The 22,914-nt window shown below is 68.7% G+C and carries 24 protein-coding genes and 1 tRNA gene; 16 read left to right on the top strand and 9 right to left on the bottom strand.

Annotated elements, in window-relative coordinates:
* Positions 1 to 43 precede the first annotated feature (43 nt).
* Positions 44 to 1,675: a benzoate-CoA ligase family protein gene (locus tag ACWTPI_RS08485; RefSeq protein ID WP_454731409.1), complete on the bottom strand. Its 1,632-nt coding sequence runs from the start codon at positions 1,673 to 1,675 to the stop codon at positions 44 to 46.
* Positions 1,676 to 2,129: 454 nt separating this feature from the next.
* Between ACWTPI_RS08485 and ACWTPI_RS08480 the strand changes: the two genes are divergently transcribed.
* The 11 genes from ACWTPI_RS08480 (at position 2,130) to ACWTPI_RS08430 (ending at position 11,396) form a co-directional block, all read left to right on the top strand.
* Complete coding sequence (locus tag ACWTPI_RS08480; RefSeq protein ID WP_020201206.1) at positions 2,130 to 2,519, top strand: MbcA/ParS/Xre antitoxin family protein; 390 nt, start codon at positions 2,130 to 2,132, stop codon at positions 2,517 to 2,519.
* Complete coding sequence (locus tag ACWTPI_RS08475; RefSeq protein ID WP_454731408.1) at positions 2,479 to 3,231, top strand: RES family NAD+ phosphorylase; 753 nt, start codon at positions 2,479 to 2,481, stop codon at positions 3,229 to 3,231. The genes ACWTPI_RS08480 and ACWTPI_RS08475 overlap by 41 nt, the downstream gene beginning before the upstream one ends.
* A gap of 107 nt (positions 3,232 to 3,338) precedes the next feature.
* Positions 3,339 to 3,414, top strand: a tRNA-Met gene (locus ACWTPI_RS08470).
* 219 nt (positions 3,415 to 3,633) lie between these two features.
* Positions 3,634 to 4,218, top strand: a complete 585-nt coding sequence (locus ACWTPI_RS08465; RefSeq protein WP_020201204.1) for an NUDIX hydrolase — start codon at positions 3,634 to 3,636, stop codon at positions 4,216 to 4,218.
* Between the two features lie 49 nt (positions 4,219 to 4,267).
* Positions 4,268 to 5,020, top strand: coding sequence for a leucyl/phenylalanyl-tRNA--protein transferase (aat, locus tag ACWTPI_RS08460; RefSeq protein ID WP_020201203.1), 753 nt, complete (start codon positions 4,268 to 4,270; stop codon positions 5,018 to 5,020).
* Between the two features lie 76 nt (positions 5,021 to 5,096).
* Positions 5,097 to 5,927: an arginyltransferase gene (locus ACWTPI_RS08455; protein WP_059413093.1), complete on the top strand. Its 831-nt coding sequence runs from the start codon at positions 5,097 to 5,099 to the stop codon at positions 5,925 to 5,927.
* A gap of 87 nt (positions 5,928 to 6,014) precedes the next feature.
* The gene (locus tag ACWTPI_RS08450; RefSeq protein ID WP_020201201.1) at positions 6,015 to 7,049 is read left to right on the top strand and encodes a quinone-dependent dihydroorotate dehydrogenase; all 1,035 of its coding nucleotides are present in this window, start codon (positions 6,015 to 6,017) and stop codon (positions 7,047 to 7,049) included.
* Positions 7,050 to 7,186: 137 nt separating this feature from the next.
* Positions 7,187 to 8,248 carry an aldo/keto reductase gene (locus ACWTPI_RS08445; protein ID WP_059413095.1) on the top strand — a complete coding sequence of 354 codons (1,062 nt, stop codon included), beginning with the start codon at positions 7,187 to 7,189 and terminating at the stop codon, positions 8,246 to 8,248.
* Between the two features lie 338 nt (positions 8,249 to 8,586).
* On the top strand, positions 8,587 to 9,558 hold the full coding sequence (locus ACWTPI_RS08440) for an ABC transporter substrate-binding protein (RefSeq protein WP_020201199.1): 972 nt from the start codon (positions 8,587 to 8,589) through the stop codon (positions 9,556 to 9,558).
* A 148-nt stretch (positions 9,559 to 9,706) separates the two neighbouring features.
* Complete coding sequence (locus ACWTPI_RS08435) at positions 9,707 to 10,600, top strand: ABC transporter permease (RefSeq protein ID WP_020201198.1); 894 nt, start codon at positions 9,707 to 9,709, stop codon at positions 10,598 to 10,600.
* Between the two features lies 1 nt (position 10,601).
* Entirely contained in the window at positions 10,602 to 11,396 is a 795-nt protein-coding gene (locus ACWTPI_RS08430) for an ABC transporter ATP-binding protein (RefSeq protein ID WP_020201197.1), read from the top strand.
* Between the two features lie 68 nt (positions 11,397 to 11,464).
* Here ACWTPI_RS08430 and ACWTPI_RS08425 read toward each other — a convergent pair whose 3' ends face one another.
* From ACWTPI_RS08425 to ACWTPI_RS08415, 3 genes are read right to left on the bottom strand one after another with little or no spacing between them, the layout of a single operon-like run.
* Positions 11,465 to 11,749, bottom strand: coding sequence for a hypothetical protein (locus ACWTPI_RS08425; RefSeq protein ID WP_454731407.1), 285 nt, complete (start codon positions 11,747 to 11,749; stop codon positions 11,465 to 11,467).
* Complete coding sequence (locus tag ACWTPI_RS08420; RefSeq protein ID WP_029043220.1) at positions 11,746 to 13,158, bottom strand: LutB/LldF family L-lactate oxidation iron-sulfur protein; 1,413 nt, start codon at positions 13,156 to 13,158, stop codon at positions 11,746 to 11,748. The genes ACWTPI_RS08425 and ACWTPI_RS08420 overlap by 4 nt, the downstream gene beginning before the upstream one ends.
* 39 nt (positions 13,159 to 13,197) lie before the next feature.
* Entirely contained in the window at positions 13,198 to 13,923 is a 726-nt protein-coding gene (locus ACWTPI_RS08415) for a (Fe-S)-binding protein (protein ID WP_020201194.1), read from the bottom strand.
* Between the two features lie 248 nt (positions 13,924 to 14,171).
* Between ACWTPI_RS08415 and ACWTPI_RS08410 the strand changes: the two genes are divergently transcribed.
* From ACWTPI_RS08410 to ACWTPI_RS08400, 3 genes are all read left to right on the top strand, one after another.
* Entirely contained in the window at positions 14,172 to 14,960 is a 789-nt protein-coding gene (locus ACWTPI_RS08410; protein ID WP_020201193.1) for an IclR family transcriptional regulator, read from the top strand.
* A 196-nt stretch (positions 14,961 to 15,156) separates the two neighbouring features.
* Positions 15,157 to 15,885, top strand: coding sequence for a FadR/GntR family transcriptional regulator (locus tag ACWTPI_RS08405; protein ID WP_020201192.1), 729 nt, complete (start codon positions 15,157 to 15,159; stop codon positions 15,883 to 15,885).
* 26 nt (positions 15,886 to 15,911) lie between these two features.
* A complete protein-coding gene (locus ACWTPI_RS08400) occupies positions 15,912 to 17,324 on the top strand; it encodes an FAD-binding oxidoreductase (RefSeq protein ID WP_454731406.1) in 1,413 nt (470 codons plus the stop codon).
* Between the two features lie 122 nt (positions 17,325 to 17,446).
* Here the strand turns inward: ACWTPI_RS08400 and pbpG are convergent, their stop codons facing one another.
* Positions 17,447 to 18,406 (bottom strand): D-alanyl-D-alanine endopeptidase, encoded by a 960-nt coding sequence (gene pbpG / locus ACWTPI_RS08395; RefSeq protein WP_020201190.1) that lies wholly within the window; start codon positions 18,404 to 18,406, stop codon positions 17,447 to 17,449.
* Here pbpG and ACWTPI_RS08390 point away from each other — a divergent pair.
* Positions 18,399 to 18,662, top strand: a complete 264-nt coding sequence (locus ACWTPI_RS08390; protein WP_231586543.1) for a hypothetical protein — start codon at positions 18,399 to 18,401, stop codon at positions 18,660 to 18,662. The genes pbpG and ACWTPI_RS08390 overlap by 8 nt on opposite strands.
* 274 nt (positions 18,663 to 18,936) lie before the next feature.
* Here the strand turns inward: ACWTPI_RS08390 and ACWTPI_RS08385 are convergent, their stop codons facing one another.
* The 3 genes from ACWTPI_RS08385 to ACWTPI_RS08375 are packed head-to-tail and all read right to left on the bottom strand — an operon-like array spanning position 18,937 to position 21,131.
* A complete protein-coding gene (locus ACWTPI_RS08385) occupies positions 18,937 to 19,638 on the bottom strand; it encodes a nitroreductase (protein ID WP_020201189.1) in 702 nt (233 codons plus the stop codon).
* Between the two features lie 45 nt (positions 19,639 to 19,683).
* On the bottom strand, positions 19,684 to 20,142 hold the full coding sequence (locus ACWTPI_RS08380; protein WP_454731405.1) for an acyl-CoA thioesterase: 459 nt from the start codon (positions 20,140 to 20,142) through the stop codon (positions 19,684 to 19,686).
* A 59-nt stretch (positions 20,143 to 20,201) separates the two neighbouring features.
* Positions 20,202 to 21,131, bottom strand: a complete 930-nt coding sequence (locus ACWTPI_RS08375; RefSeq protein ID WP_454731404.1) for a histone deacetylase family protein — start codon at positions 21,129 to 21,131, stop codon at positions 20,202 to 20,204.
* 428 nt (positions 21,132 to 21,559) lie between these two features.
* Between ACWTPI_RS08375 and phaP1 the strand changes: the two genes are divergently transcribed.
* The gene (phaP1, locus tag ACWTPI_RS08370; RefSeq protein WP_020201186.1) at positions 21,560 to 22,141 is read left to right on the top strand and encodes a TIGR01841 family phasin PhaP1; all 582 of its coding nucleotides are present in this window, start codon (positions 21,560 to 21,562) and stop codon (positions 22,139 to 22,141) included.
* A 318-nt stretch (positions 22,142 to 22,459) separates the two neighbouring features.
* Here the strand turns inward: phaP1 and ACWTPI_RS08365 are convergent, their stop codons facing one another.
* Positions 22,460 to 22,813 (bottom strand): carboxymuconolactone decarboxylase family protein, encoded by a 354-nt coding sequence (locus ACWTPI_RS08365; RefSeq protein ID WP_020201185.1) that lies wholly within the window; start codon positions 22,811 to 22,813, stop codon positions 22,460 to 22,462.
* Between the last annotated feature and the right edge of the window lie 101 nt (positions 22,814 to 22,914).

Here is a 22,914-nt window from a genome sequence, read left to right as displayed (position 1 = left end):
TCTTTGCCTCTGCTTCCGTTCTGTTGTCTTCAATCCGCTGCGTTCAGCCCGCCGCGCCGGCTTCCTCGCGCTGGCGCAGGCGGAAGCGCTGGATCTTGCCGGTGGCGGTCTTGGGCAGCTCCGCCACGCACTCGATCTGGCGCGGGTATTTGTAGGGCGCCAGCCGCGACTTGACGAAGGCCTGCAGCTCGGCCGCCATGCCATCGTGCCAGCGCTGGCCCGGGCGCGGCACCACGAAGGCCTTGGGCTTGACCAGCCCGTCGGCATCGCTCACGCCGATCACCGCAGCCTCCAGTATCGCCGGGTGCTGGGCCAGCACGGCCTCCACCTCGAACGGCGAGACGTAGATGCCGCCGACCTTGAGCATGTCGTCGCTGCGCCCCGCGTAGATGAAATAGCCGTCGGCGTCCTGCCGGTACTTGTCGCCGCTGCGCGTCCACTCGCCCACGAAGGTGTCGCGGCTCTTGTCGCGGTTGCCCCAGTACATCAGCGCCGCGCTCGGCCCCTTGATGAACAGGTCGCCGATCTCGCCGGGCGCGCACGGCTGGCCGGCTTCGTCGAGCAGCTTCAGCTCGTAGCCCGGCACCGGCTTGCCGGTGGTGCCGTAGCGCACCTCGCCGGGCCGGTTCGACAGGAAGATGTGCAGCATCTCCGTGGAGCCGATGCCGTCGAGGATGTCGCAGCCGAAATGCGCGCGGTAGCGCTCGCCGATGTCCCGCGGCAGCGCCTCGCCGGCCGAGGTGCACACGCGCATCGACACCTGCGCGCGCGGCGGCAGCTCGGCCGCCGCCAGCATGCCGGCGTAGAGCGTGGGCACGCCGCAGAACACGGTCGGGCGCTGCTCGCAAAGACGGCGGAACACGGCCTGCGGCGTGGGGCGCTCGGCCATCAGCACGGTGGTGGCGCCGACCGACAGCGGGAAGGTCAGCGCGTTGCCCAGGCCGTAGGCGAAGAACAGCTTGGCCGCGGAGAACACCACGTCGTCCTCGCGCAGCGCGAGTATCTGGCGCGCGTAAAGATCGGCGGTATGGAACAGGTTGGCGTGCGTGTGCACGGTGCCCTTGGGGCGGCCGGTGGAGCCGGACGAATAGAGCCAGAAGGCGATGTCGTCGGGCCGCGTGGCGGCGGCCTGCGGCAGCGGCGCGCCCCGCGCCGCCATCGCGGCCACGCTGTCCGTATCGTCGCTCGCCTCGCCGTCCGCTTCGCCATCCGCGGGCGCGGCGAGGATGAAGGCCGGCGCGGTGCCCGCGCGGGCGGCGGCCTCGCGCAGCACGGCCGCCAACTGCGCCGACACCACCACGGCGCGCGCGCCGCTGTGCTCCAGCATGTAGGCGTAGTCGTCGGCGGTCAGCAGCGTGTTGACCGCCACCGGCACCACGCCGGCCAGCAGGCAGCCGAGAAAGGCCGTGGGGAAATCGACGGTGTCGAGCGCGCATAGCAGCAGGCGCTCCTCCGGGCGGATGCCGGACGCCAGCAGCGCCGAGGCGAAGCAGCGGCAGCGCGCATCGAGCGCCGCGTAGCCGAGCGCGCCGGCGTCGTCCACATAGGCGGTCTTGGCGCCGCGGCCGGCGGCGAGGTTGCGGCCGAGCAGGTCGGCGGCGGCGTTGTAGCGGGCCGGCAGCACGGCCACGGCCGCTCCGGCCGGCGCTTGCGGGGGGGCCACTGGGGGCGTCATGTCTCCACTCCTCCAAGCCGTGCCCCGCCTTGTGCGCAAGGGCGGCGGGGTGGCGGCATCCGGTTGGTGCTTGGTCGGCAGCCTGCTTGTCTGCCTCTTTTGACAATGCATTTTATTGCATATCAATCATTATGCAATCAGAGAAATGCACTATATGGCAGGATCGATGCGTCGCTTATCATCGCCGCCCCCGACATATCGCAGCAGCCTTGCCGTTGCCGCTTGACCGGATGCCTTGGGCACCCCGCGCGGGAGAGTCGCCCATCGAGAGGCATTATTTTGCATATCACGAGACAAGCAAGAATGGAAAGCGCACATCCGGGCAGACCGTGCGCGCCTTGGCCGCAAAGACCTCCGGCAACGCGGGCATGGGAGATACCCGAAAGGTGTGCTTTAGTGCTTCCCTTGCGAAACATGGCACCTATAATGTTTCTCAAGAAACAGGAGCGAGGCGATGCAAACCAGGCAACTCCCCGAGCGCGATCCCGCCGGCGGTCCCGACCCCGGCACCACCCTGACCAAGGCGGTCATGCGCGCCGCCGGCTTTCTCGGCATCAGCCAGGCGGGCGTGGCCAGCGTGCTGGGCATCAGCACGGCCTCGGTGTCGCGCATGGCCTCCGGCGGCTATGTGCTCGACGCGCATCGCAAGGAATGGGAGTTCGGCGTGCTGTTCGTGCGCCTGTTCCGCTCGCTCGACGCCATCCTCGGCCACAGCGACCAGGCCCGCCTCTGGCTGGCCAACGAAAACCTGGCGCTCGGCGGCAAGCCGGGCGAACTGATCCGCACAACCGAGGGCCTGGTACGTGTCGTCCACTATCTGGATGCCACCCGCGGTCGCGTCTGAGCGCCGGCCGTTCGCGCTGACGCTCTGGCGCGCGGTGGAGGCGCAGCACGTGGTCTCGACCATGCCCCTGGTCGACAGCCTCGAGGAGCAGGCCGTGCTGGAGGCCGTGCTCGACGCCGGCAAGCCCGCCGTGCCGGCCGAGGCGCGCCATCTCCATTACCTGCTGTTCACGCCGTTCCGCTATCCGCCCTCGTCGTGGGGCTCGCGCTTTCGTGGCCCGCAGGACCCGGGCGTGTTCTATGGCGCCGAGCAGGTCCGCACCGCGTGCGCGGAGCTCGGCTACTGGCGCTGGCGCTTCCTGCGCGACAGCCCGGCGCTGCCGCGCATCGACGCGCGCCCGCACACGCTGTTCCAGGTCAGCGTGCGCACCGACGGCATCGCGCTCGACGCGCCGCCGCTGTCCGAGCACGCGGCCCGCTGGACCGACCCCGACCATTACGATGCCTGCCATACGCTGGCGCGCGCCGCGCGCGAGGCCGGCCTCGGCATGATCCGCTACAGCTCGGTGCGCGATCCCGAGCACGGCCCCTGCGCCGCGCTGCTGACGCCGCGCGCGTTCGCCGAGCCGCAGCCGCTGACCACCACCACCTGGATGCTGACGGTGCGGCCCGACCGCGTGATCTGGCAGCGCGACGACCTGCTCCAGCGCGACAGCTTCCAGTTTCCCGCCGCGCCGTGGCAGGCGCCCGCCGCGGACGGCGCGCAGGACTGAGCGCCGCCCGGTCCGCGTGGCGGGGCCGCCGCCTCGCCTAGCAGGGAATTGTGAATCGGGTGTTGCAATGCAAAAGGAATAGCCTTATAATCTTTTTCTTCGACGGACGCGGGGTGGAGCAGTTGGCAGCTCGTCGGGCTCATAACCCGAAGGTCGCAGGTTCAAGTCCTGCCCCCGCAACCAACACTTCGTCGAGACACCATGCAGCAAGACAATGACGCCCTCCGAGGGCGTTTTTTGTTTTGTGCGTGTTTTGTGCGCCCGGCGCTGCGCACCGCCCGCGCAGCCGGCCGCGCACCAGCATCCGGACATTCCCCGGGCGCCCCGCGCAAGCGCATCGCACGGCTCCGGCAGCGTCCACGGGCGGTGATACACTTTCGCCATTCCTCCCGGACGCCCCTCATGAAATTCTGCTCGAACTGCGGCCATGCGGTCGTGCTGCGCATCCCCGAAGGCGACTCGCGCCCGCGCCACCTGTGCGAGAACTGCGGCACCATCCATTACGTCAACCCGCGCAACGTGGTCGGCACCATTCCCGTGTGGGAGGACAAGGTGCTGCTGTGCAAGCGCGCCATCGAGCCGCGCTACGGTTTCTGGACGCTGCCGGCCGGCTTCATGGAGATCGGCGAGACCACCGCCCAGGGCGCCGCGCGCGAGACGCTGGAAGAAGCCGGCGCGCGCGTGCAGGTCGGCGAGCTGTTCTCGATCCTCAATGTGCCGCACGTGCACCAGGTACACCTGTTCTACCTGGCCACGCTGGAGGATCTCGACATCAGCGCGGGCGAGGAAAGCCTGGAGGTCAAGCTGGTCGAGGAGGCCGACGTGCCGTGGGACGAGCTGGCCTTCCCCACCGTGATCCACTCGCTGCGCTGCTTCTTCGCCGACCGCGCGGCGGGCAGGCTGGCCGACGGCAGTTTCCGCCTGCACAGCCTGGACATCGACAAGCCGATGCGCCCGCTCACCAGCCGCGCCACGGTCGAGCCCTGATCCCTTCACCCGAGGCCGCTCCCGCCGCCCGCGCACCCGCCCATCCCGCATGATCACCTGGCTGGATCCGCATGATCCGTTTCCGCCGGTCGAGCGTGCGCTCGGCCCGGGCACGGACGCGCCCGGCCTGCTCGCCGCCAGCCGCGAGCTGTCGGCCCAGCGCCTGCTGCTGGCCTACCGGCAAGGCATCTTTCCGTGGTACGCCGAAGGCCAGCCGGTGCTGTGGTGGAGCACCGACCCGCGCATGGTGCTGCCGCCGCAGGCGCTGCGCGTGTCCGCCACCTTCCGCAAGACCCTGCGGCGCGTGCTGCGCGACCCGGACTGGGAGATCCGCGTCGACGCCGGCTTCACCGAGGTCATGCAGGCCTGCGCGCTGACGCCGCGCGACGGCCAGCACGGCACGTGGATCACCGAGGACATCATCGCCGCCTACGGCGCGCTGCACCAGAACGGCCTGGCCCACAGCGTGGAGAGCTGGTACCGCGGCGAGCGCGTGGGCGGCCTGTACGGCGTGGCGCTGGGGCGCATGTTCTACGGCGAATCGATGTTCGCGCGCCGCACCGATGCCTCCAAGATCGCGCTGGCCGCGCTATGCGCGTTCCTCGGCATGCACGGCGTGGCGATGATAGACTGCCAGCAGGAAACCGACCATCTGGCCTCGCTCGGCGCCAGCCCGATTCCGCGCGCGGAGTTCGCGGCGCATGTGCGTCTTGCCACCCGCCAGCCGGACATCGAGCCGTGGCGCTTCGACAAGACAGTGCTCCGGCACTGGACCCTGGCGCCGGACACGGCCTGCGGCTAGCGCCCGCGAGCGCACGCCGCACACCGCGCGGCGGCTTCCCTTGCATCGCCGTTTCATCCCTGGCCGCCGCAGACAAATGAGCAAGCTAAAGGAACTACCCCTTTCCGCGCTGCAGTTCTACGCCACCGCGCCCTATGCTTGCAGCTACCTGGACGGGCGCATGGCGCGCTCGCAGGTGGCCACCCCGGCCCACCTGATCAACGCGGACGTCTATTCGCGGCTGGTGCGCGCGGGCTTCCGCCGCAGCGGCATCTTCACCTACCGCCCCTATTGCGACGAATGCCACGCCTGCACGCCGTGCCGCGTGCTGGTGGACCGCTTCGCGCCGGACCGCAGCCAGCGCCGCGCGTGGCGCCAGCACGAGGGCCTGCAGGCGCTGGTGGCGCCGCTGACCTACGTCGAGGAACACTACGCGCTCTACCTGCTGTACCAGTCGATGCGCCACGCCGGCGGCGGCATGGACCAGGACAGCCGCGACCAGTACGAGCAGTTCCTGCTGCAAAGCCGCGTCAACTCGCGCCTGGTGGAATTCCGCGAGCCGCCGGGCTCGCCCGAGGCCGGGCGCCTGCGCATGGTCAGCATGATCGACGTGCTCGACGACGGCCTGTCCTCCGTCTACACCTTCTACGATCCGCTGGAGATGGGCGCGAGCTACGGCACCTACAACATCCTGTGGCAGATCCGCCAGGCGCGCGAGCTGGCGCTGCCGCACCTGTACCTCGGCTACTGGATCGCCGACAGCCGCAAGATGGCCTACAAGGCACGCTACCAGCCGCTTCAGGTCCTGACCGGCAACCAGTGGCGGCCGTTCGACGCGCCCGCCGCGCCGGCGCCGCAGGGCGCGCCCACCGCCGCGCCCGTGATCCCGCCGCAGCCCGGCGAGAACGGGCCCGGCGGCACGCTCTAGCCGCCACGCGCGGCGCGCGCAATGCGCTCGCGGGGCGGCCCAGCCGTTACAATGCCGGCCTGGCCCCGACTTCCAAGCTGATCCCCTGTGCTGAACGCGCTCTATCCCCTGTTTCGCCCCGCCCTGTTCTCGATGGATGCCGAGGACGCCCACCACTTCACGCTGAACAACCTGCGCCGCGCCAAGCGCCTCGGGCTGGCGGGCTGCATCGGCAACACCATCGCCGACGACCCGCGCACCGTGATGGGCGTGCGCTTCCCCAACCCGGTCGGCCTGGCCGCCGGCCTGGACAAGGACGGCGCGTACATCGACGCGCTGGCCGCGTTCGGCTTCGGCTTCATCGAAGTGGGCACCGTGACGCCGCGCGCGCAGCCGGGCAACCCGCGCCCGCGCATGTTCCGCCTGCCCCAGGCCGACGCGCTGATCAACCGCATGGGCTTCAACAACGGCGGCGTGGACGCCTTCATCGCCAACGTCACGGCCTCGCGGTGGAAGGCCGAAGGCGGCGTGCTGGGCCTGAACATCGGCAAGAACGCCGACACGCCGATCGAGCGCGCGGTGGACGACTACCTGCACTGCCTGGAGCGCGTCTACCCGCACGCCAGCTACGTCACCGTCAACATCTCCTCGCCCAACACCAAGAACCTGCGCCAGCTGCAGGGCGCGAGCGAGCTCGACAGCCTGCTGTCCACGCTCAAGGCCGCGCAGCAGCGCCTGGCCGACCAGCACAAGCGCTACGTGCCGCTGGCGCTGAAGATCGCCCCCGACCTCGACGCCGACCAGATCGGCAACATCGGCGACGCGCTGGTGCGCCACCGCATCGACGGCGTGATCGCCACCAACACCACCATCGCGCGCGACGCGGTCAAGGGCCTGCCGCACGGCGAGGAAGCCGGCGGCCTGTCGGGCCGGCCGGTGTTCGCGGCCTCCACGCGGGTGGTCGAGGGCCTGCGCGCGGTGGTCGGCGAGGCCGTGCCCATCGTCGGCGTGGGCGGCATCTTCGGCGGCGCCGACGCGCGCGCCAAGATCGCCGCGGGCGCGCAGCTGGTGCAGGTCTACAGCGGGCTGATCTACCGCGGGCCGGTGCTGGTGAAGGAATGCGCGGAGGCGCTGCGGGGCTGACACGGGTCTGGTGCGGGGCCCGATGTGGGGCCGATGTGGGCCCGATGTGGGCACGATGTGCGCCTCATACGCGGTTTTCCCAATCGCCGTATCATCCCCATCCCACTCTCCTCCGTGTGACAAGGACAAAGAACGTCATGGAAACCATCCGTCTGGGCCGCAGCGACCTGGAAGTCTCTCGCATCTGCCTCGGCACCATGACCTTCGGCGAGCAGAACACCGAAGCCGAAGGCCACAGCCAGCTCGATTACGCCGTCTCGCGCGGCATCAACTTCATCGACACGGCCGAGATGTATCCGGTCAAGCCGCGCGCCGAAACCTACGGCAGCACCGAGCGCATCGTCGGCACCTGGCTCAAGCGCCAGCAGCGCGACCGCATCGTGCTGGCCACCAAGGTGGCCGGCCCGGCCCGCATGCCGTGGATCCGCAACGGCGGCGACCTCACGCCGCAGAGCATCCGCGAGGCGGTGGACGCCTCGCTGGCGCGCCTGCAGACCGACTACATCGACCTCTACCAGATCCACTGGCCGGCCCGCAACGCGCCCAACTTCGGCCAGAAGCAGTTCGATCCGGCCAAGGAGCGCGAGTGCACCTCGATCCAGGCCCAGCTCGAAACGATGGGCGAACTGGTGCGCGCCGGCAAGATCCGCTACGTGGGCGTGTCCAACGAGACGCCGTGGGGCGTGGCGGAGTTCGCCAAGCAGGCCGAGCTGCACGGCCTGCCGCGCATCGCCACCATTCAGAACCCGTACAACCTGCTCAACCGGAGCTTCGAGCAGGGCCTGGACGAGGCCTGCTTCCGCACCGACGTGAGCCTGCTGGTGTACAGCCCGCTGGCGTTCGGCCAGCTCACCGGCAAGTACCTCGCCGGCACGCCGGAGCAGCCCGCGTTCGACGCGCAGGCCAAGGGCCGCCTGACCCGCTTCCCGGCCGACTGGAGCCCGCGCTACCTGCGCCCGGAAAGCCTGGCCGCGTCGGCGCGCTACGTGAAGCTGGCGCGCGCGCACGGCATCTCGCCGGCCACGCTGGCGCTGGCCTGGAGCTACTCGCGCTGGTTCGCCGCGAGCACCATCATCGGCGCCACCTCGCTGGAGCAACTGCGCGAGGACGTCGATGCGTGGCAGGCGCGCTCGTTGCCCGAAGACGTCACCGCGGCGATCGAGCGCATCCACGCCGAAATCAACAACCCGGCGCAATAAGAACGCGCAGCAAGCAGGCGCCTGGCGCGCGCCTGGCGCCGCGCCACCCGCGCCCCGCCCTACCCGCGGCTGGCCCCTTCCGGCGCACTGGAACGGGGCAAAGCGGGCAAATCGGGCGGCGAAAATGGTATCCTCGCAGGCTTATCGCCGTCGCAAACCGTCGCGCCACGGCGACTGCCTGCCCGCCGCCAGGCAAGTCGCCGCGCCACGGCTGCGGCCGACCCGCGCCGATCCGCCACGGATCCGCGGCCGGCCGGGACGGCGGACCGGACCTGAGACCGGTGAAAAACAATGAGCGGCTCACCACCCAGAACCCATATCCGGGGGAGATCATAACCATGAAGTGCCTGAAGACATCGACCAAGACCATCCTGGCCAGCGCCGTGGCCCTCGCGCTGCTGTACGGCGGCGCCGTGCAGGCCCAGACCGTCAAGGTGCTCTCGATCGTCGACCATCCCGCGCTGGACGCCATCCGCGACGGCGTGCGCGACGAGCTGAAGAGCGCCGGCTATGACGCCGACAAGAACCTGAAGTGGGAATACCAGAGCGCGCAGGGCAATACCGGCACCGCCGCCCAGATCGCCCGCAAGTTCGTCGGCGACCAGCCCAGCGTGATCGTCGCCATCGCCACGCCGTCGGCGCAGGCCGTGGTGGCCGCCACCAAGTCGGTGCCGGTGGTGTACTCCGGCGTGACCGACCCGGTCGCCGCGCAACTGGTCAAGAGCTGGAGCGCCTCCGGCACCAACGTGACCGGCGTGTCGGACAAGCTGCCGCTGGACAGGCAGGTCGCCCTGATCAAGCGCGTGGTGCCCAAGGTCAAGACCGTCGGCATGGTCTACAACCCCGGCGAGGCCAACTCGGTGGTGGTGGTCAAGGAACTGAAGGCGCTGCTGGCCAAGGAAGGCCTGGCGCTCAAGGAAGCCGCCGCGCCGCGCACGGTGGACATCGGCGCCGCCGCCAAGAGCCTGATCGGCAAGGTCGACGTGATCTACACCAACACCGACAACAACGTGGTGTCGGCCTACGAGGCCCTGGTCAAGGTCGCCAACGAGTCCAGGATCCCGCTGGTGGCGGCCGACACCGACAGCGTCAAGCGCGGCGCCATCGCGGCGCTGGGCATCAACTACGGCGACCTCGGCCACCAGACCGGCAAGGTGGTGGTGCGCATCCTGAAGGGCGAGAAGCCCGGCGCGATCGCCTCCGAGACCAGCGACAAGCTCGAACTGTTCGTGAACACCGGCGCGGCCGAGAAGCAAGGCGTGACGCTCTCGCCCGAACTGATCAAGGAAGCGAAGACCGTCATCAAGTAAGACGGCACGCCGAGCCTGCGCGCACGCGCGCAGGCGGCTCTATCCGGGCCGCCCCCCGGAACGCCCGCGCCGCGCCGCCTGACCCGGGCGGCGCGCCGGGCGTTTCAGATCCGGCCTCCCGTGCCGGAAACAGCAACTGGATTTCCCCATGTCCCTCTTTTCCATCCTGGGTGCACTGGAGATCGGCCTGATCTTCAGCCTCGTCGCCCTGGGGGTGCTGATCTCCTTTCGCATCCTCAACTTCCCCGACCTGACCGTCGACGGCAGCTTCCCGCTGGGCGGCGCCGTGGCCGCCACGCTGATCGCCTCGGGCCAGGACCCGTTCCTGGCCACCGCGCTGGCGATCGTGGCGGGCGCCTTCGCCGGCTTCGTCACCGGCTGGCTCAACGTGCGCCTCAAGATCATGGACCTGCTCGCCAGTATCCTGATGATGATCGCGCTGTACTCGGTCAACCTGCGCGTGATGGGCAAGCCCAACGTGCCGCTGATCACCGAATCCACCATCTTCACCATCCTGCAGCCCGACTGGCTGCCGGACTACGTGCTGCGCCCGGCGCTGCTGCTGGTCGTGGTGGTCGTGGCCAAGCTCGGCCTCGACTGGTTCTTCTCGTCGCAGCTCGGCCTGGCCATGCGCGCCACCGGCGCCAACCCGCGCATGGCGCGCGCCCAGGGCATCGCCACCGGCCGCGCCACGCTGGCCGGCATGGCGCTGTCCAACGGCCTGGTCGCGCTGGCCGGCGCGCTGTTCGCGCAGACCCAGGGCGGCTCCGACATCTCGATGGGCATCGGCACCATCGTGATCGGCCTGGCCGCAGTCATCATCGGCGAGAGCATCCTGCCGGCGCGCCGGCTGGTCTACACCACGCTGGCCGTGGTGCTCGGCGCCATCCTGTACCGCTTCTTCATCGCGCTGGCGCTCAACAGCGAATTCATCGGCCTCAAGGCGCAGGACCTGAACCTCGTCACCGCGGTGCTGGTCACCGGCGCGCTGGTGCTGCCGGGAACCCGCAAGAAGCTGTTCGGCCGCAAGGGAGGTGCTTGAGATGCTGCGCGCGCAAGACCTGAAACTGACCTTCAATCCCGGCACCCCGATCGAGACGCGCGCGCTGCGCGGCCTCAGCCTGGACATCCCCACCGGCCAGTTCGTGGCCGTGATCGGCTCCAACGGCGCCGGCAAGTCCACCTTCCTCAACGCCATCAGCGGCGACCAGATGGTGGACAGCGGCAGCATCACGATCGACGACACCGACGTCACGCGCAAGCCGGCGTGGGACCGCGCCCACCTGGTGGCGCGCGTGTTCCAGGACCCGATGGCGGGCACCTGCGAAGCGCTGACGATCGAGGAAAACATGGCGCTGGCGATGGCGCGCGGCAGCCGCCGCGGTTTCCGCGCGGCGCTCAACAAGCCCTCGCGCGAACTGTTCCGCGACAAGCTGCGCCTGCTTAACCTGGGCCTGGAAAACCGCCTGACCGACCGCATCGGCCTGCTGTCCGGCGGCCAGCGCCAGGCCGTGAGCCTGCTGATGGCCTCGCTGCAGCCCTCGCGCATCCTGCTGCTCGACGAGCACACCGCCGCGCTCGATCCCAAGACCGCCGCCTTCGTGCTGGAACTGACCGCCAAGATCGTGGAGGACAGCAAGCTCACCACCATGATGGTCACGCACAGCATGCGCCAGGCGCTCGACTACGGCCAGCGCACGGTGATGCTGCATCAGGGGCAGGTGGTGCTGGACGTGTCCGGCGAACAGCGCGCCGGTCTCGACGTGCCCGACCTGCTGCGCATGTTCGAGCAGACGCGGCACGAGCAACTGGATGACGACGCGTTGCTGTTGAGCTGATTCGAGCGTTGCGGTTCTGCGCCCCTCGCCCATGCATGGGCGAGGGGGCAGAACCATCGGCGGGCCGTCTACGCCGCGGCCGCCTTCTCCAGCCACCGCTTCATCTGGTCCGTCACCGCCGAGCCCGAGAACGAGCAGCTGTCCTGCGCGAACACGGCGGACATCTCGAGCCGGCGCAGCAGTTCTTCCATCGCCTGGCCGAACACCGGCGGCAGCGTCAGCGCGGGCGCCGCCGCGCGCCAGTTGCGCACCAGCGCGTCGGCCGCCAGCGTGCCGCCGAGGTGCTGATCCAGCGCCGCGCGCATGCCCGCCAGCGCGGGCGCGTTGCCGGTGGAAGAGACAGAAACACTCATCGGCGTGCCCTCCTTTCCTTGTACAGCTCGCGGAACGTGCGCCCGCTCGGGGCCGGCATGTCGCGCGTCTCGGTCCAGCCGCGGCCGGCCATCGGCAGGCTGGCGATCAGCCTGCTGCTGCCGCCCATGCGCGCCAGCAGGCGCGCGCCGATGCGGGTGGCGAACGCGTACAGGCCCGGCCGGCTGGCCACGTAGCCCCAGGCCTTGAGGCCGAGCCGCTCCTGCCAGGGCCGCAGGCCGCGTTCCATCTGTTTTTCGCGCAGCTTGCGCAGCAGGTCCGACAGCGGGATCGAGGCCGGGCACACGCGGTTGCATTCGCCGCACAGCGTGGCCGCCTGCGGCAGGTCCAGCGCGTTGGCCAGGCCGACATAGCTCGGCGTCAGCACGCTGCCCATCGGCCCGGGATAGACCCAGCCGTAGGCATGCCCGCCGATCTTCTGGTAGACCGGGCAGTGGTTCATGCAGGCGCCGCAGCGGATGCAGCGCAGCATCTCCTGGAACTCGCCGCCGATCAGGCCGCTGCGCCCGCCGTCGACCAGCACGAAATACATGTGCTCGGGGCCGTCGCGCTCGCCCGCGGCGCGCGGGCCGGTGAGCAGCGAGAAATAGTTCGAGATCGCCTGGCCGGTGGCCGAGCGCGGCAGCAGGCGCATCACGGTGGCGAGGTCTTCCAGCGTGGGCAGCACCTTCTCGATGCCGGTCACGGCCACGTGCACGCGCGGCATCACCGTGCACATGCCTTCGTTGCCCTCGTTGGTCACTACCGCCACCGAGCCGGTCTCGGCGATGATGAAGTTGCCGCCGGTCACGCCCATGTCGGCCGAGAGGAATTGCGGGCGCAGCACCTCGCGCGCCTCGCGCGTCATCTCGGGGATGTCGGTCAGGCGCGGCTTGTGGTGGACGCGGGCGAACAGGTCGGCGATCTCTTCCTTGTCCTTGTGCACCACCGGCGCGATGATGTGCGACGGCGGCTCGGCGTCGTTGATCTGCAGGATGTATTCGCCGAGGTCGGTCTCGATGCTCTGCACGCCCATCTCGCCGAGCACCTGGTTCAGGCGCATTTCCTCCGTCACCATCGACTTGCTCTTGATGACCTTCTTCACGCCGTGCTTGCGCGCGATCTCCGCCACCAGCCGCGCGGCGTCCGCGGTGGTCTCGGCGAACAGCACGGTGGCGCCACGCCGCGTGGCGTTTTCCTCGAAGGTGGCGAGCCACACGTCGAGATTGTCGAGCGCGCGGTTGCGGCGCTCCTTGAGCGCTTCGCGCGTGGCGTCGAAATCGATGTCGCGCATCGCGTCGGCGCGCGCGGTGACGAATTTGGTGGAGAGCTTCTTGAGGTTCTGCTGCAGGCGCTGGTCGGCCAGCTTCTGGCCCGCGCGCGCCTTGAATTCCATGCTGCGAACTTGCATAGCGGGATCTCGCTGAAGTTGTTTTCCGATCCGGCGGACTCAGGCGTCGCCGGCCAGCACCTGCGCGATGTGCAGCACCTGCGTGCGCGTGTCGCCGGTGCGGCGCAGCCGGCCTTCGATGTTCAGGATGCAGCCCAGGTCGCCCAGCACCACGGCATCGGCGCCGCTGGCCTTGATGTTGGCGCACTTCTCGTCGACGATGGCCGTCGAGATATTGCCGTACTTGACCGAGAAGGTGCCGCCGAACCCGCAGCAGGCCTCGCAGTCCTTCATCTCGCTGAGCTGCACGCCGGGCAGGTGCGCCAGCAGCGCGCGCGGCTGGCTCTTGACGCCGAGCTCGCGCAGCCCGGAGCAGGAATCGTGGTAGGTGACGCGGCCGGCGAACGTCGAATCGAACTCGCCCAGCTTCGCCACGTTGACGAGGAAATCGGTGAGCTCGAACACGCGCGCGCGCAGGCTTTCGTAGCGGCCGTTGAGCTCGGGGTCGTCGCGCAGCAGGTCGGCGTAGTGATGCAGCACCATGCCGCCGCAGGAGCCGGACGGGATCACCACGTACTCGAACATCTCGAACTCGCGCAGGAATTTCTCGGCGAGGTCGCGCGCCACGGCGCGCTCGCCCGAGTTGTAGGCGGGCTGCCCGCAGCAGGTCTGCGCCTCGGGCACCAGCACTTCGTATCCCGCCTTTTCCAGCAGCTTGAGCACCGAGAAGCCGATTTCCGGACGCATCAGGTCCACCAGACAGGTGGCGAACAGGCCGACTCGCATTGTTTCCCTTTTCCAGACCCCGAAACTCCGCAATTATGCGCTTTCGCGCACCGTGCCGCATCTGTCGGACAGCCGTCGGGACCACTTTCATGCCATTGAAAAGTGCGTGTCAGCGCATTTCCTAGGGCTTATACCGAGGCTGGCGCATGCAAGGTTTTGTTCGGCAATCGCATTTCACCTATTGAAATTTTCACAATGCGAGATAGAATCAGGCAACCGCTTAATTTGCCGCATGGCAACATTTCCTCATGGCAGACGCAGACAAAGAACCCGGCAAGACATCCATCCAGGTCATCGAACGCATGATGACCCTGCTGGATTCGCTCGCGCAGCACGCGGATCCCGTCAGCCTGAAGGAGTTGTCGCTGGCCACCGGCCTGCATCCTTCCACCGCGCACCGCATCCTCAACGACATGGTGGCCTGCCGCTTCGTCGACCGCTCCGATCCCGGCAGCTACCGGCTCGGCATGCGGCTGCTGGAGCTGGGCAACCTGGTCAAGGCGCGCCTGTCGGTGCGCGACGCGGCGCTGGCGCCGATGCGCGCGCTGCACCGCGTGACCGGGCAGACCGTCAACCTGTCGGTGCGCCAGGGCGACGAGATCGTCTATATCGAGCGCGCCTACAGCGAGCGCTCCGGCATGCAGGTGGTGCGCGCCATCGGCGGGCGCGCGCCGCTGCACCTGACCTCGGTCGGCAAGCTGTTCCTGGCGGCCGACGAGCTCAGCCGCGTGCGCAACTACGCCACCCGCACCGGGCTGGCCGGCCACACCCGCACCTCGATCACCGACCTGATCAAGCTCGAGCGCGAGCTCAACTGGGTGCGCACCAACGGCTACGCGCGCGACAACGAGGAGCTGGAGCTCGGCGTGCGCTGCATCGCCGCCGGCATCTACGACGACTCGCGCCGCCTGGTCGCCGGCCTCTCGCTGTCGGCCCCGGCCGACCGCCTGCAGGAAAGCTGGCTGCAGAATCTCAAGGACACCGCGCTGCAGATCTCGCGCGGCATGGGCTACGCGACCGACGTCGCCGCGGCCTGACCTGGGCGGCGCGCGTCGCACGGACGCGCGCCGTGCATCGTGCCCGCCCGCCGCCGCTTCGTGCCACCGCTTCGTGCGGCGGCTTTCCCGTGCGATGGCGTCCCCTCCCCCTGGTCTGCCCATTGTTCTGCCCTCTGCTCGACCAAGCGTTTACCCTTAGTTTTCAGATAACCTGATTAGCAGTATCCTGCCGGGCATGCGAACCAAGGCCATCACGCTGACCGAACAGGTCGCCCAGCAACTGCGCGCGGAAATCGCCGACGGCGTCTATCCCGTCGGCGCCCGGCTGCCTTCGGGCAAGCAACTGGCCGAGCGCTACGGCGTCAGCCCCGCGGTGATCCGCGAAGTCACCGAGCACCTGCGCTCGCAAGGACTGGTGGAAAGCCGCCAGGGGCTCGGCAGCACGGTGCTGTCGCGCACCGGCAGCGGCGGCTTCCGGCTGCCGCAGGAAATCGGCATCGACCGCGGCGGGCTGGCCAGCCTCTACGAGCTGCGGCTCGACCTGGAAAGCGCCGCCGCCGCGCTCGCGGCGCAGCGGCGCACCGCCGAGGAACTGGCGCGGATGCAGGCGCTGCTGGCGCAACTCGGCGCGCAACTGCACGACCCGGACCGCAGCGTGGAAGCCGATACCGCCTTCCACGTGGCGATCGCCGCCGCCACCCACAATCCGTATTACCTGCAACTGCTGCAATACCTGAACCTGCAGCTGCACCAGGCCGTGCATGCCGCGCGCCGCAACACGCGCCAGCAGGAAGGCCTGTCCGAGCAGGTCCACCAGGAACACCTGGCGATCTTCCATGCCATCCGCGCCGGCGACGCCGGCCTGGCGCGCGCGGCCGCGGTGTCGCACCTGCAAGGCGCCGCCGCGCGGCTGGGCCTGCCGGTCGCGCCGCGCCACCCCGATCCTTCCCATCCAGCGGCCTGAGCCGCGCCGCCTTACCGGACAGCACCATGCAAACTTCCGCCTTCCTGCCCCGCCTGGTCGAAGCCCTCGGCCCCGATGTGGCCGCCACCGAGCCCGACCAGGTCGCACCCTGGCTAGCCGACTGGCGCGGCCTTTACCGCGGCAACGCGCAGGCCGTGGTGCGCCCGCGCAGCGTGGACGAAGTGGCGCGCTGCCTGGCGCTGTGCCAGCAGGCCGGCGTGCCGGTGGTGCCGCGCGGCGGCAATACCGGCCTGTGCGGCGGCGCCGCGCCCGACAGCAGCCCCGCCAACGTGGTGCTGAGCCTGGACCGCATGAACGCGATCCGCTCGGTCGATACCATCGCCAACACGATGGTGGCCGAGGCCGGCTGCATCCTCGGCAACCTGCGCCGCGCCGCGGCCGAGGCCCACCGCCTGCTGCCGCTCAGCCTGGCGGCCGAGGACTCGTGCCAGATCGGCGGCAACCTCGCCACCAACGCGGGCGGCGTCAACGTGGTGCGCTACGGCATGACGCGCGAGCTGGTGCTGGGCGTGGAAGCGGTGCTGCCGAACGGCGAGGTCTTCCACGGCCTGCGCGCGCTGCGCAAGGACAATACCGGCTACGACCTCAAGCAACTGCTGATCGGCTCCGAAGGCACGCTCGGCGTGATCACCGCCGCCTCGCTGCGCCTGTTCCCGCGCACCGACGCACGCTCGGTGGTGCTGGCGGCGGTGGCGTCGCCGCAGCAGTCGCTGGAACTGTTCGAGCTGCTGTTCGAGCAGTGCGGCGCGCGGCTGCAGGCGTTCGAGTTCTTCACCGGCGACTGCCTGGACCTCGTGCTGCGCCACGCGGAGGGCGTGCAGGAGCCGTTCGGCCAGCGCTATCCCGCCTACGTGCTGGTGGAACTGGCCGACACCACCGACGAGGCCGCGCTGGGCGCCCTGCTCGAGCGCGTGATCGGCGAAGCGCTGGAGCGCGAGCTGTGCCTCGACGCGGCGGTCTCGGCCTCGCTGGCGCAACTGCAGAGCCTGTGGAAGCTGCGCGAGGAAATCTCCGAGGCGCAGCGCGCGGACGGCCCCCACCTTAAGCATGACGTGTCGCTGCCGATCGAGCAGATCCCGGCCTTCATGGCGTCGATGGAAGCGCGCCTGAAAGCCGCCAGCCCCAGCATCCGCCCGTTCATCTTCGGCCACTTCGGCGACGGCAACCTGCACTACAACCTGTCGCGCCCGGCCGGCGCGGAACGCGACTGGGCGGCCGTGCACGGCAAGGCGCTGACCGCCGAGGTGCTGGACGAAGTGGCGCGCTACGGCGGCAGCATCAGCGCCGAGCACGGCATCGGCCAGCTCAAGCGCGACGATTTCCTGCGCCTCAAGGACCCGCTGGAACTGCGCCTGATGCAAGGCATCAAGCAACTGCTCGACCCGGCCGGCATCATGAATCCCGGCAAGCTGCTGTAAGCGCATCGCCGCCGTGACGGCGACAAAAAAACGCGCCGGGGACGGCGCGTTTTTTCATTGCGGGACATCGGCGGACGACGACCCGGGCCGCGCAGCGGCTCAGCCCGCCACCGCCGCGACCATCAGATGCCGCGCGCCTGCTGGGCGGCCAGCACGGCCTGCGGGCTGTTGGCGGGCGCCTGCGTCAGGTTGGGCGAGGCCGGGAACGGATGCGGCGCCGGGCCGGACGGCGAATGCTCCAGCCAGTCCTTGACGCGGGTGGCATCGGCGAAGCGCGACAGCTTGCCCACCGAGTCGAGGAACACCATCACCACGTTGCGGCCATTCACGCGCGCCTGCATCACCAGGCACTGGCCGGCCTCGGAGATGAAGCCGGTCTTCTGCAGGCCGATCTCCCAGTTGCCGCCGCGCACCAGGCGGTTGGTGCTGACGTAGTGCTGGGTGCGGCCCAGCACGTTGACTTCGTGCTCGGTCTGCGTGGTGAACTCGCGGATGGTCGGGTTGCGGTAGGCCGCGTTGACCATGCGCACCAGGTCCACGGCGCTCGAGACGTTGCCGCTCGACAGGCCGCTGGAATCGACGAAGTGGCTGTCGTTCATGCCAAGCTCGCGCGCCTTGCGGTTCATCGCCTGCACGAAGGCCGGCAGGCCGCCCGGGTAGCTGCGGCCGAGCACGGAAGCGGCGCGGTTCTCGGAGGACATCAGCGCCAGCAGCAGCAGTTCCTGGCGGCTGAGCTGCGTGCCGAAGCGCAGGCGCGAGCTGCTGTGCTTCTCGTTGTCGCGGTCTTCCTCGCCGATGGTGAGGACTTCATCCATCGGCAGGTGCGAGTCCATCACCACCAGCGCCGTCATCAGCTTGGTGATGGAGGCGATCGGCAGGACCGCGGCGGAATTCTTCTGGAACAGCACTTCGTTGCTGTTCTGGTCCATCACCAGCGCCACGCTGGAGCGCAGGGCGAGCGAGTCCTCGGTGTTGCGCAGGCCGAGCGCCTCGCCCAGCGACGGCTTGGCCGGCGTGAACGCGGCGCGCACCGGCGCCGCCTGGCGTTGCGCGACCACCTGGTGCCGGCCGTTCTTGAGCACGACAACCTTGCGCGGCGCAGCGCGCCCAGCGACAGTTTTAGAAGGAGTTGCTGGCTTTTTCTCGGACTTCGAGATTTTTGCCGACTTTTTAGACTTTGTCGTTTCCGCCTTGGTGGCGGCATCGGCCGTGGGAACGGCCAGCATGGAAACGGACAGCAGCACTGAAGCCGCGACCGCAGTCAAAGGGACAGAGCCGAAGAATCTGGAAAATAGGGAGGAATCAGACCGGAACATGATTCATTCAGCGCGCAGCTAGGATGGCGCCAGTTTAGGAAAAAAAGAAATTGTTAGCAAGATTAAAGACTTACGAAGCCTCTTTAAAGTTCGATTTGCAAACAATTCCGCATTACGGAAAAAGCGATCCAAGCATCACACAACACGTGCTGCGCGCCCGACTCGGACTGTGGTAATTCCACCGCACGCCGCCCCCGGCAACGCGCGGCCAGCGCATTTGCGCGGGCCGCGCGGCACTTGCCAGCGCGGCGGCATGCAACCGGGACGGCCCGCATCGCGCCGTCCCGCGATCGCCCTCAAGAAAGGAAACGCGCGAACTCGCTTACCGGTTCACGTTCCGTGCTAAGGGTATTCTCTATGGCCGCGGGATCGGCGTAGCCAAGCGCCATCCCGCACACCACCATCTCGTCCCCGGTCAACCGCAGGTGGCTGGAAATCACCGCATGGAACTGCGTGAACGCGGCCTGCGGGCAAGTGTCGAGCCCGCGCGCGCGCGCCGCCACCATGATGCTCTGCAGGAACATGCCGTAGTCGAGCCAGCTGCCCTGCTCCAGGATGCGGTCGATGGTGAAGATCATGCCCACCGGCGCATCGAAGAAGGTGAAGTTGCGCGAATGCTGCGCATGCATGCGCGCCTTGTCCTCGCGGCTGATCTCCAGCAGGCTGTACAGGTCCCAGCCCACCTTGCGCCGGCGGTCGATATACGGCTTGACCCACTCGCGCGGGTAGTACGGGTATTCCTCGCGGTACTTGCTGTCGCGCTGCGGATCGTCGTATGCCGCCAGCACGTCGGCCGACAGCTTGAGCTTGGCCTCGCCGGTCAGCACGTAGACCCGCCACGGCTGCACATTGGTGCCCGACGGCGCGCGGCTGGCCACGGCCAGGATCTCGCTGACCATCTCGCGCGGCACCGGCGTATCGAGAAAAGCGCGCACCGAGCGCCGCGTGATGATCGCCTGGTCAACCGCCGCGGCGTCGCGTCTTTGCTGCGAATCCATACGTTTATCCTTGTTGTCTCACTGCCCCGGCCTCATGGTCCGGTCTCATTGTCCGGCCCCATTTCCCGGCATCTCATGCACCAGGGGCCGCAGCGCATCGCGCAGCGCCGCCGGCAGCGGCACCGGACGGCGCGTGGCGCGGTCCACGTAGACGTGCACGAAATGCCCCTGTGCTGCGGCAATCTCTTCGTCGTTGCGGAACAGGCCCACCTCGTAGCGCACGCTGGAATTGCCGAGCCGCGCCACGCGCAGCCCCGCCACCACCGTATCGGGAAAGCTCAGCGCGGAAAAGTAGTTGCACTGCGTCTCGATCACCAGCCCGATGGTCTCGCCCGCCTCGATGTCGAGCACGCCCTGACGGATCAGGTAGGTGTTCACGACGGTATCGAAATAACTGTAGTAGACGACGTTGTTGACGTGGCCATAGACATCGTTGTCCATCCAGCGCGTGGTGATGGGCTGGAAGTGGCGGTAGGCGCTGCGCGTGTCGGCGGTCGGTTTCATCGGTGGCGGGAGCGTGGTGGCAGATCGGTGGCGGGAGGGCAGGCTTCGGCGGCGCGTCGTCAGGGCAACGCCATCGCGGCCGTGGCGGCACGCCGGCGCGCGTGATATTGCGCCGCCAGCGCGACCGTCTGGGCGTGCACCGCCACGGTGTCCTCGATGCGGTTGCCGTAGCCGCCCGCCATCGCCACGGCGACCGGCAGGCCGCGCTGCCAGGCCGCGTCGAACACCATGCGGTCGCGCCGCGCCAGCCCGGCCAGCGTCAGCTTGAGGCGGCCGAGGCGGTCGCCTTCATGCGGGTCGGCGCCGGCCAGATAGATCACGAGGTCCGGGGCAAAGCGGACGAACAGCGTATCGAGCGCGCCCTGCAGCGCCTCGGCATAGGCGTCGTCGCCGCAGCCGTCCGGCAGGCCGACGTCGAGATCGCTCGCTTCCTTGCGGAACGGATAGTTCTTCTCGCCATGCAGCGACAGCGTGAAGACGAAGGGATCGCCGCGCAGGATGGCGGCGGTGCCGTTGCCCTGGTGCACGTCGAGGTCCACCACCGCCACGCGCCCGGCCAGTCCGTCGCGGCGCAACTGGCGGGCGGCGACGGCGGCGTCGTTGAACACGCAGAAACCGCCGCCCTTGTCCGCATAGGCGTGATGCGTGCCGCCGGCGAGGTTGACGGCGATGCCCTCCTGGCACGCGGCGCGGCAGGCCGCGATGGTGGCGCCGGCCGAGCGCCGGGAGCGCTCCACCATCGCCTCCGACCACGGGAAGCCGATCTCGCGCTGGCGCGCCGGATCGAGCTGGCCGCGCGACACGCTGTCGACGTATTCGCGGGTATGCGCCAGCAGCAGGGCGTCGTCCCCGGCGCGCGGTGCCTCGGCCAGCGTCAGCCCCGGCACCTCGCGCCCGACCGCGTCCCTGAGCATGCTGTACTTGCGCATCGGGAAACGATGGCCCTCGGGCAGCGGCAGGACGAAATGATCGGCGTAGAAGGCAAGCATGGGCAACGGGAAACCGGCGTGGCGCGGCCGGCTGCGCCTGCGGAAACGGCGCTTCCGGCAGACCGCGATGGTAGCACTGCCGCGCCGCGGGCGTACGGCGCCAGGCGCCCCGCCCCGGCCCGGGAAACGCCGTGCCGGCAACGGTTTCACGTGCGGCATGCGCCACCGGCATCGGCTTCCGGGAGGACGGTCAGCGAGGACTTCGGGGAGATTTATTTGTGCAATGCACAAGAAGACCTTGACAGCCTTTTTCTTTTCCCTACAATTGGAATTGTTGCGGCGCACCATCCGACTTTGCCAAGCAGGCGGAGCGTGTCGGCAACCTCCTGCGCCTGGGGCTGGCTGACGAGAGACTGCTATTCGTCATGGCTTTGACATCTGGGCGGCCTAATTTTGCATGATCTTGAACTTCATCATTGGAGACTCGCATGAACTTCACCCCGGAACAAGTCGCTGCAGCGCAAAAAGCCAACCTGGAAACCATCTTCGGCCTGACCACCAAGGCATTCGAAGGCGTTGAAAAGCTGGTCGAGCTGAACCTGCAAGTGGTCAAGGCGACTTTCGCAGAAAACGTCGACAACGCCAAGAAGGCGCTGTCCGCCAAGGATCCCCAGGAATTCCTGGCCATCCAGGCTTCGCTGGTCCAGCCGGTCGCCGAAAAGACCCTGGCCTACAGCCGCCACCTGTACGAAATCGCCTCGGAAACCCAGTCGGAATTCACCAAGGTCGCCGAAGCCCAGCTGGCCGAGAGCTCGAAGAAGGTGCAAGCCCTGGTCGAGAACTTCGCCAAGAACGCCCCGGCCGGTTCGGAATCCACCGTGGCCATCGTGAAGTCGGCGATCAGCGCCGCCAACAACGCCTACGAGTCGGTCCAGAAGGCCACCAAGCAGGCTGTGGAAATCGCTGAAAGCAACTTCCAGGCAGCCGCCTCGGCCGCCACCAAGGCCGCCCAGCAAGCCAGCGCCTCGGCTCGCACCGCGACCAAGAAGGCCACCACCACCGCCGCCTAAGCAGCGCACGCGGCAGACGGACCGGCTCCGGCCGGTTCGTTGGCAAAGCACGCATGGCACGCGCCGGCGCGTTTTGCCAACGAAGGCAAGCGGGAACCACGAACCACCGGTTCCCCGCCCTCCACCGATGTCTCCTCGGTATCCGGTTTCTTGTATTCCAATACCGTTAATACCCGGCCATGCGCCGGGTTTTTTTCTGCCCGGCGCCGGGCGCGCATCGACCGGCTGCGCCGGCAGTCCGTCGCGCGGCACGCCTGATTCGCGCGCGGCCACGCGGCCACCCTGATGCGGCGGTCCGCATCCTTCCTCCCCTCCTGTTCAGGCCTGCGCGGGCGCGGCGAATTCATTGAAGGCGGCCACGGCATTGGCGGCATACATGGCCACCGGGCCGCCGCCCATGTAGATGGCCACGCCCAGCGCTTCGTGCACCTCCTCCGTGGTCGCGCCCAGCCGCGCCAGCGCCCTGGTGTGAAAGCCGATACAGCCGTCGCAGCGCGCGGCCACGCCCACGGCCAGCGCGATCAGTTCCTTGGTCTTGGGATCGAGCGCGCCGCCCGCCATCGCGGCCTTGCCCAGGTCGCCGAAGCCTTTCATCACGCCGGCCTGGGTCGTGTGCAATTGAGCGAGGTTGCCGGAGATGCGCTGGGTGAGTTGCTTGTATTGCGTGGTCACGGGGAGCTTCCTTGTCGAGGGTGAATGGCGGATCGCGCGGCGGATCGGATGGCGAGCCAGCCCTTCCCGAAACGCTTACTTTAGTTTATTCTAATTTAGAA

Source organism: Cupriavidus ulmosensis (assembly GCF_977008105.1).
This window is presented reverse-complemented; position numbering and strand designations above follow the sequence as displayed.

Coding starts and splice junctions, on each gene's coding strand:
- ACWTPI_RS08485 (WP_454731409.1), bottom strand. CDS start 1,675: ATGACGCCCCCAGTGGCCCCCCCGCAAGCGCCGGCCGGAGCGGCCGTG.
- ACWTPI_RS08430 (WP_020201197.1), top strand. CDS start 10,602: ATGCTGCGCGCGCAAGACCTGAAACTGACCTTCAATCCCGGCACCCCG.
- ACWTPI_RS08455 (WP_059413093.1), top strand. CDS start 5,097: ATGAGCAAGCTAAAGGAACTACCCCTTTCCGCGCTGCAGTTCTACGCC.
- ACWTPI_RS08405 (WP_020201192.1), top strand. CDS start 15,157: ATGCGAACCAAGGCCATCACGCTGACCGAACAGGTCGCCCAGCAACTG.
- ACWTPI_RS08375 (WP_454731404.1), bottom strand. CDS start 21,131: ATGCTTGCCTTCTACGCCGATCATTTCGTCCTGCCGCTGCCCGAGGGC.
- phaP1 (WP_020201186.1), top strand. CDS start 21,560: ATGAACTTCACCCCGGAACAAGTCGCTGCAGCGCAAAAAGCCAACCTG.
- ACWTPI_RS08380 (WP_454731405.1), bottom strand. CDS start 20,142: ATGAAACCGACCGCCGACACGCGCAGCGCCTACCGCCACTTCCAGCCC.
- ACWTPI_RS08415 (WP_020201194.1), bottom strand. CDS start 13,923: ATGCGAGTCGGCCTGTTCGCCACCTGTCTGGTGGACCTGATGCGTCCG.
- ACWTPI_RS08480 (WP_020201206.1), top strand. CDS start 2,130: ATGCAAACCAGGCAACTCCCCGAGCGCGATCCCGCCGGCGGTCCCGAC.
- ACWTPI_RS08385 (WP_020201189.1), bottom strand. CDS start 19,638: ATGGATTCGCAGCAAAGACGCGACGCCGCGGCGGTTGACCAGGCGATC.
- ACWTPI_RS08465 (WP_020201204.1), top strand. CDS start 3,634: ATGAAATTCTGCTCGAACTGCGGCCATGCGGTCGTGCTGCGCATCCCC.
- ACWTPI_RS08425 (WP_454731407.1), bottom strand. CDS start 11,749: ATGAGTGTTTCTGTCTCTTCCACCGGCAACGCGCCCGCGCTGGCGGGC.
- ACWTPI_RS08445 (WP_059413095.1), top strand. CDS start 7,187: ATGGAAACCATCCGTCTGGGCCGCAGCGACCTGGAAGTCTCTCGCATC.
- ACWTPI_RS08400 (WP_454731406.1), top strand. CDS start 15,912: ATGCAAACTTCCGCCTTCCTGCCCCGCCTGGTCGAAGCCCTCGGCCCC.
- ACWTPI_RS08435 (WP_020201198.1), top strand. CDS start 9,707: ATGTCCCTCTTTTCCATCCTGGGTGCACTGGAGATCGGCCTGATCTTC.
- aat (WP_020201203.1), top strand. CDS start 4,268: ATGATCACCTGGCTGGATCCGCATGATCCGTTTCCGCCGGTCGAGCGT.
- ACWTPI_RS08410 (WP_020201193.1), top strand. CDS start 14,172: ATGGCAGACGCAGACAAAGAACCCGGCAAGACATCCATCCAGGTCATC.
- ACWTPI_RS08440 (WP_020201199.1), top strand. CDS start 8,587: ATGAAGTGCCTGAAGACATCGACCAAGACCATCCTGGCCAGCGCCGTG.
- ACWTPI_RS08420 (WP_029043220.1), bottom strand. CDS start 13,158: ATGCAAGTTCGCAGCATGGAATTCAAGGCGCGCGCGGGCCAGAAGCTG.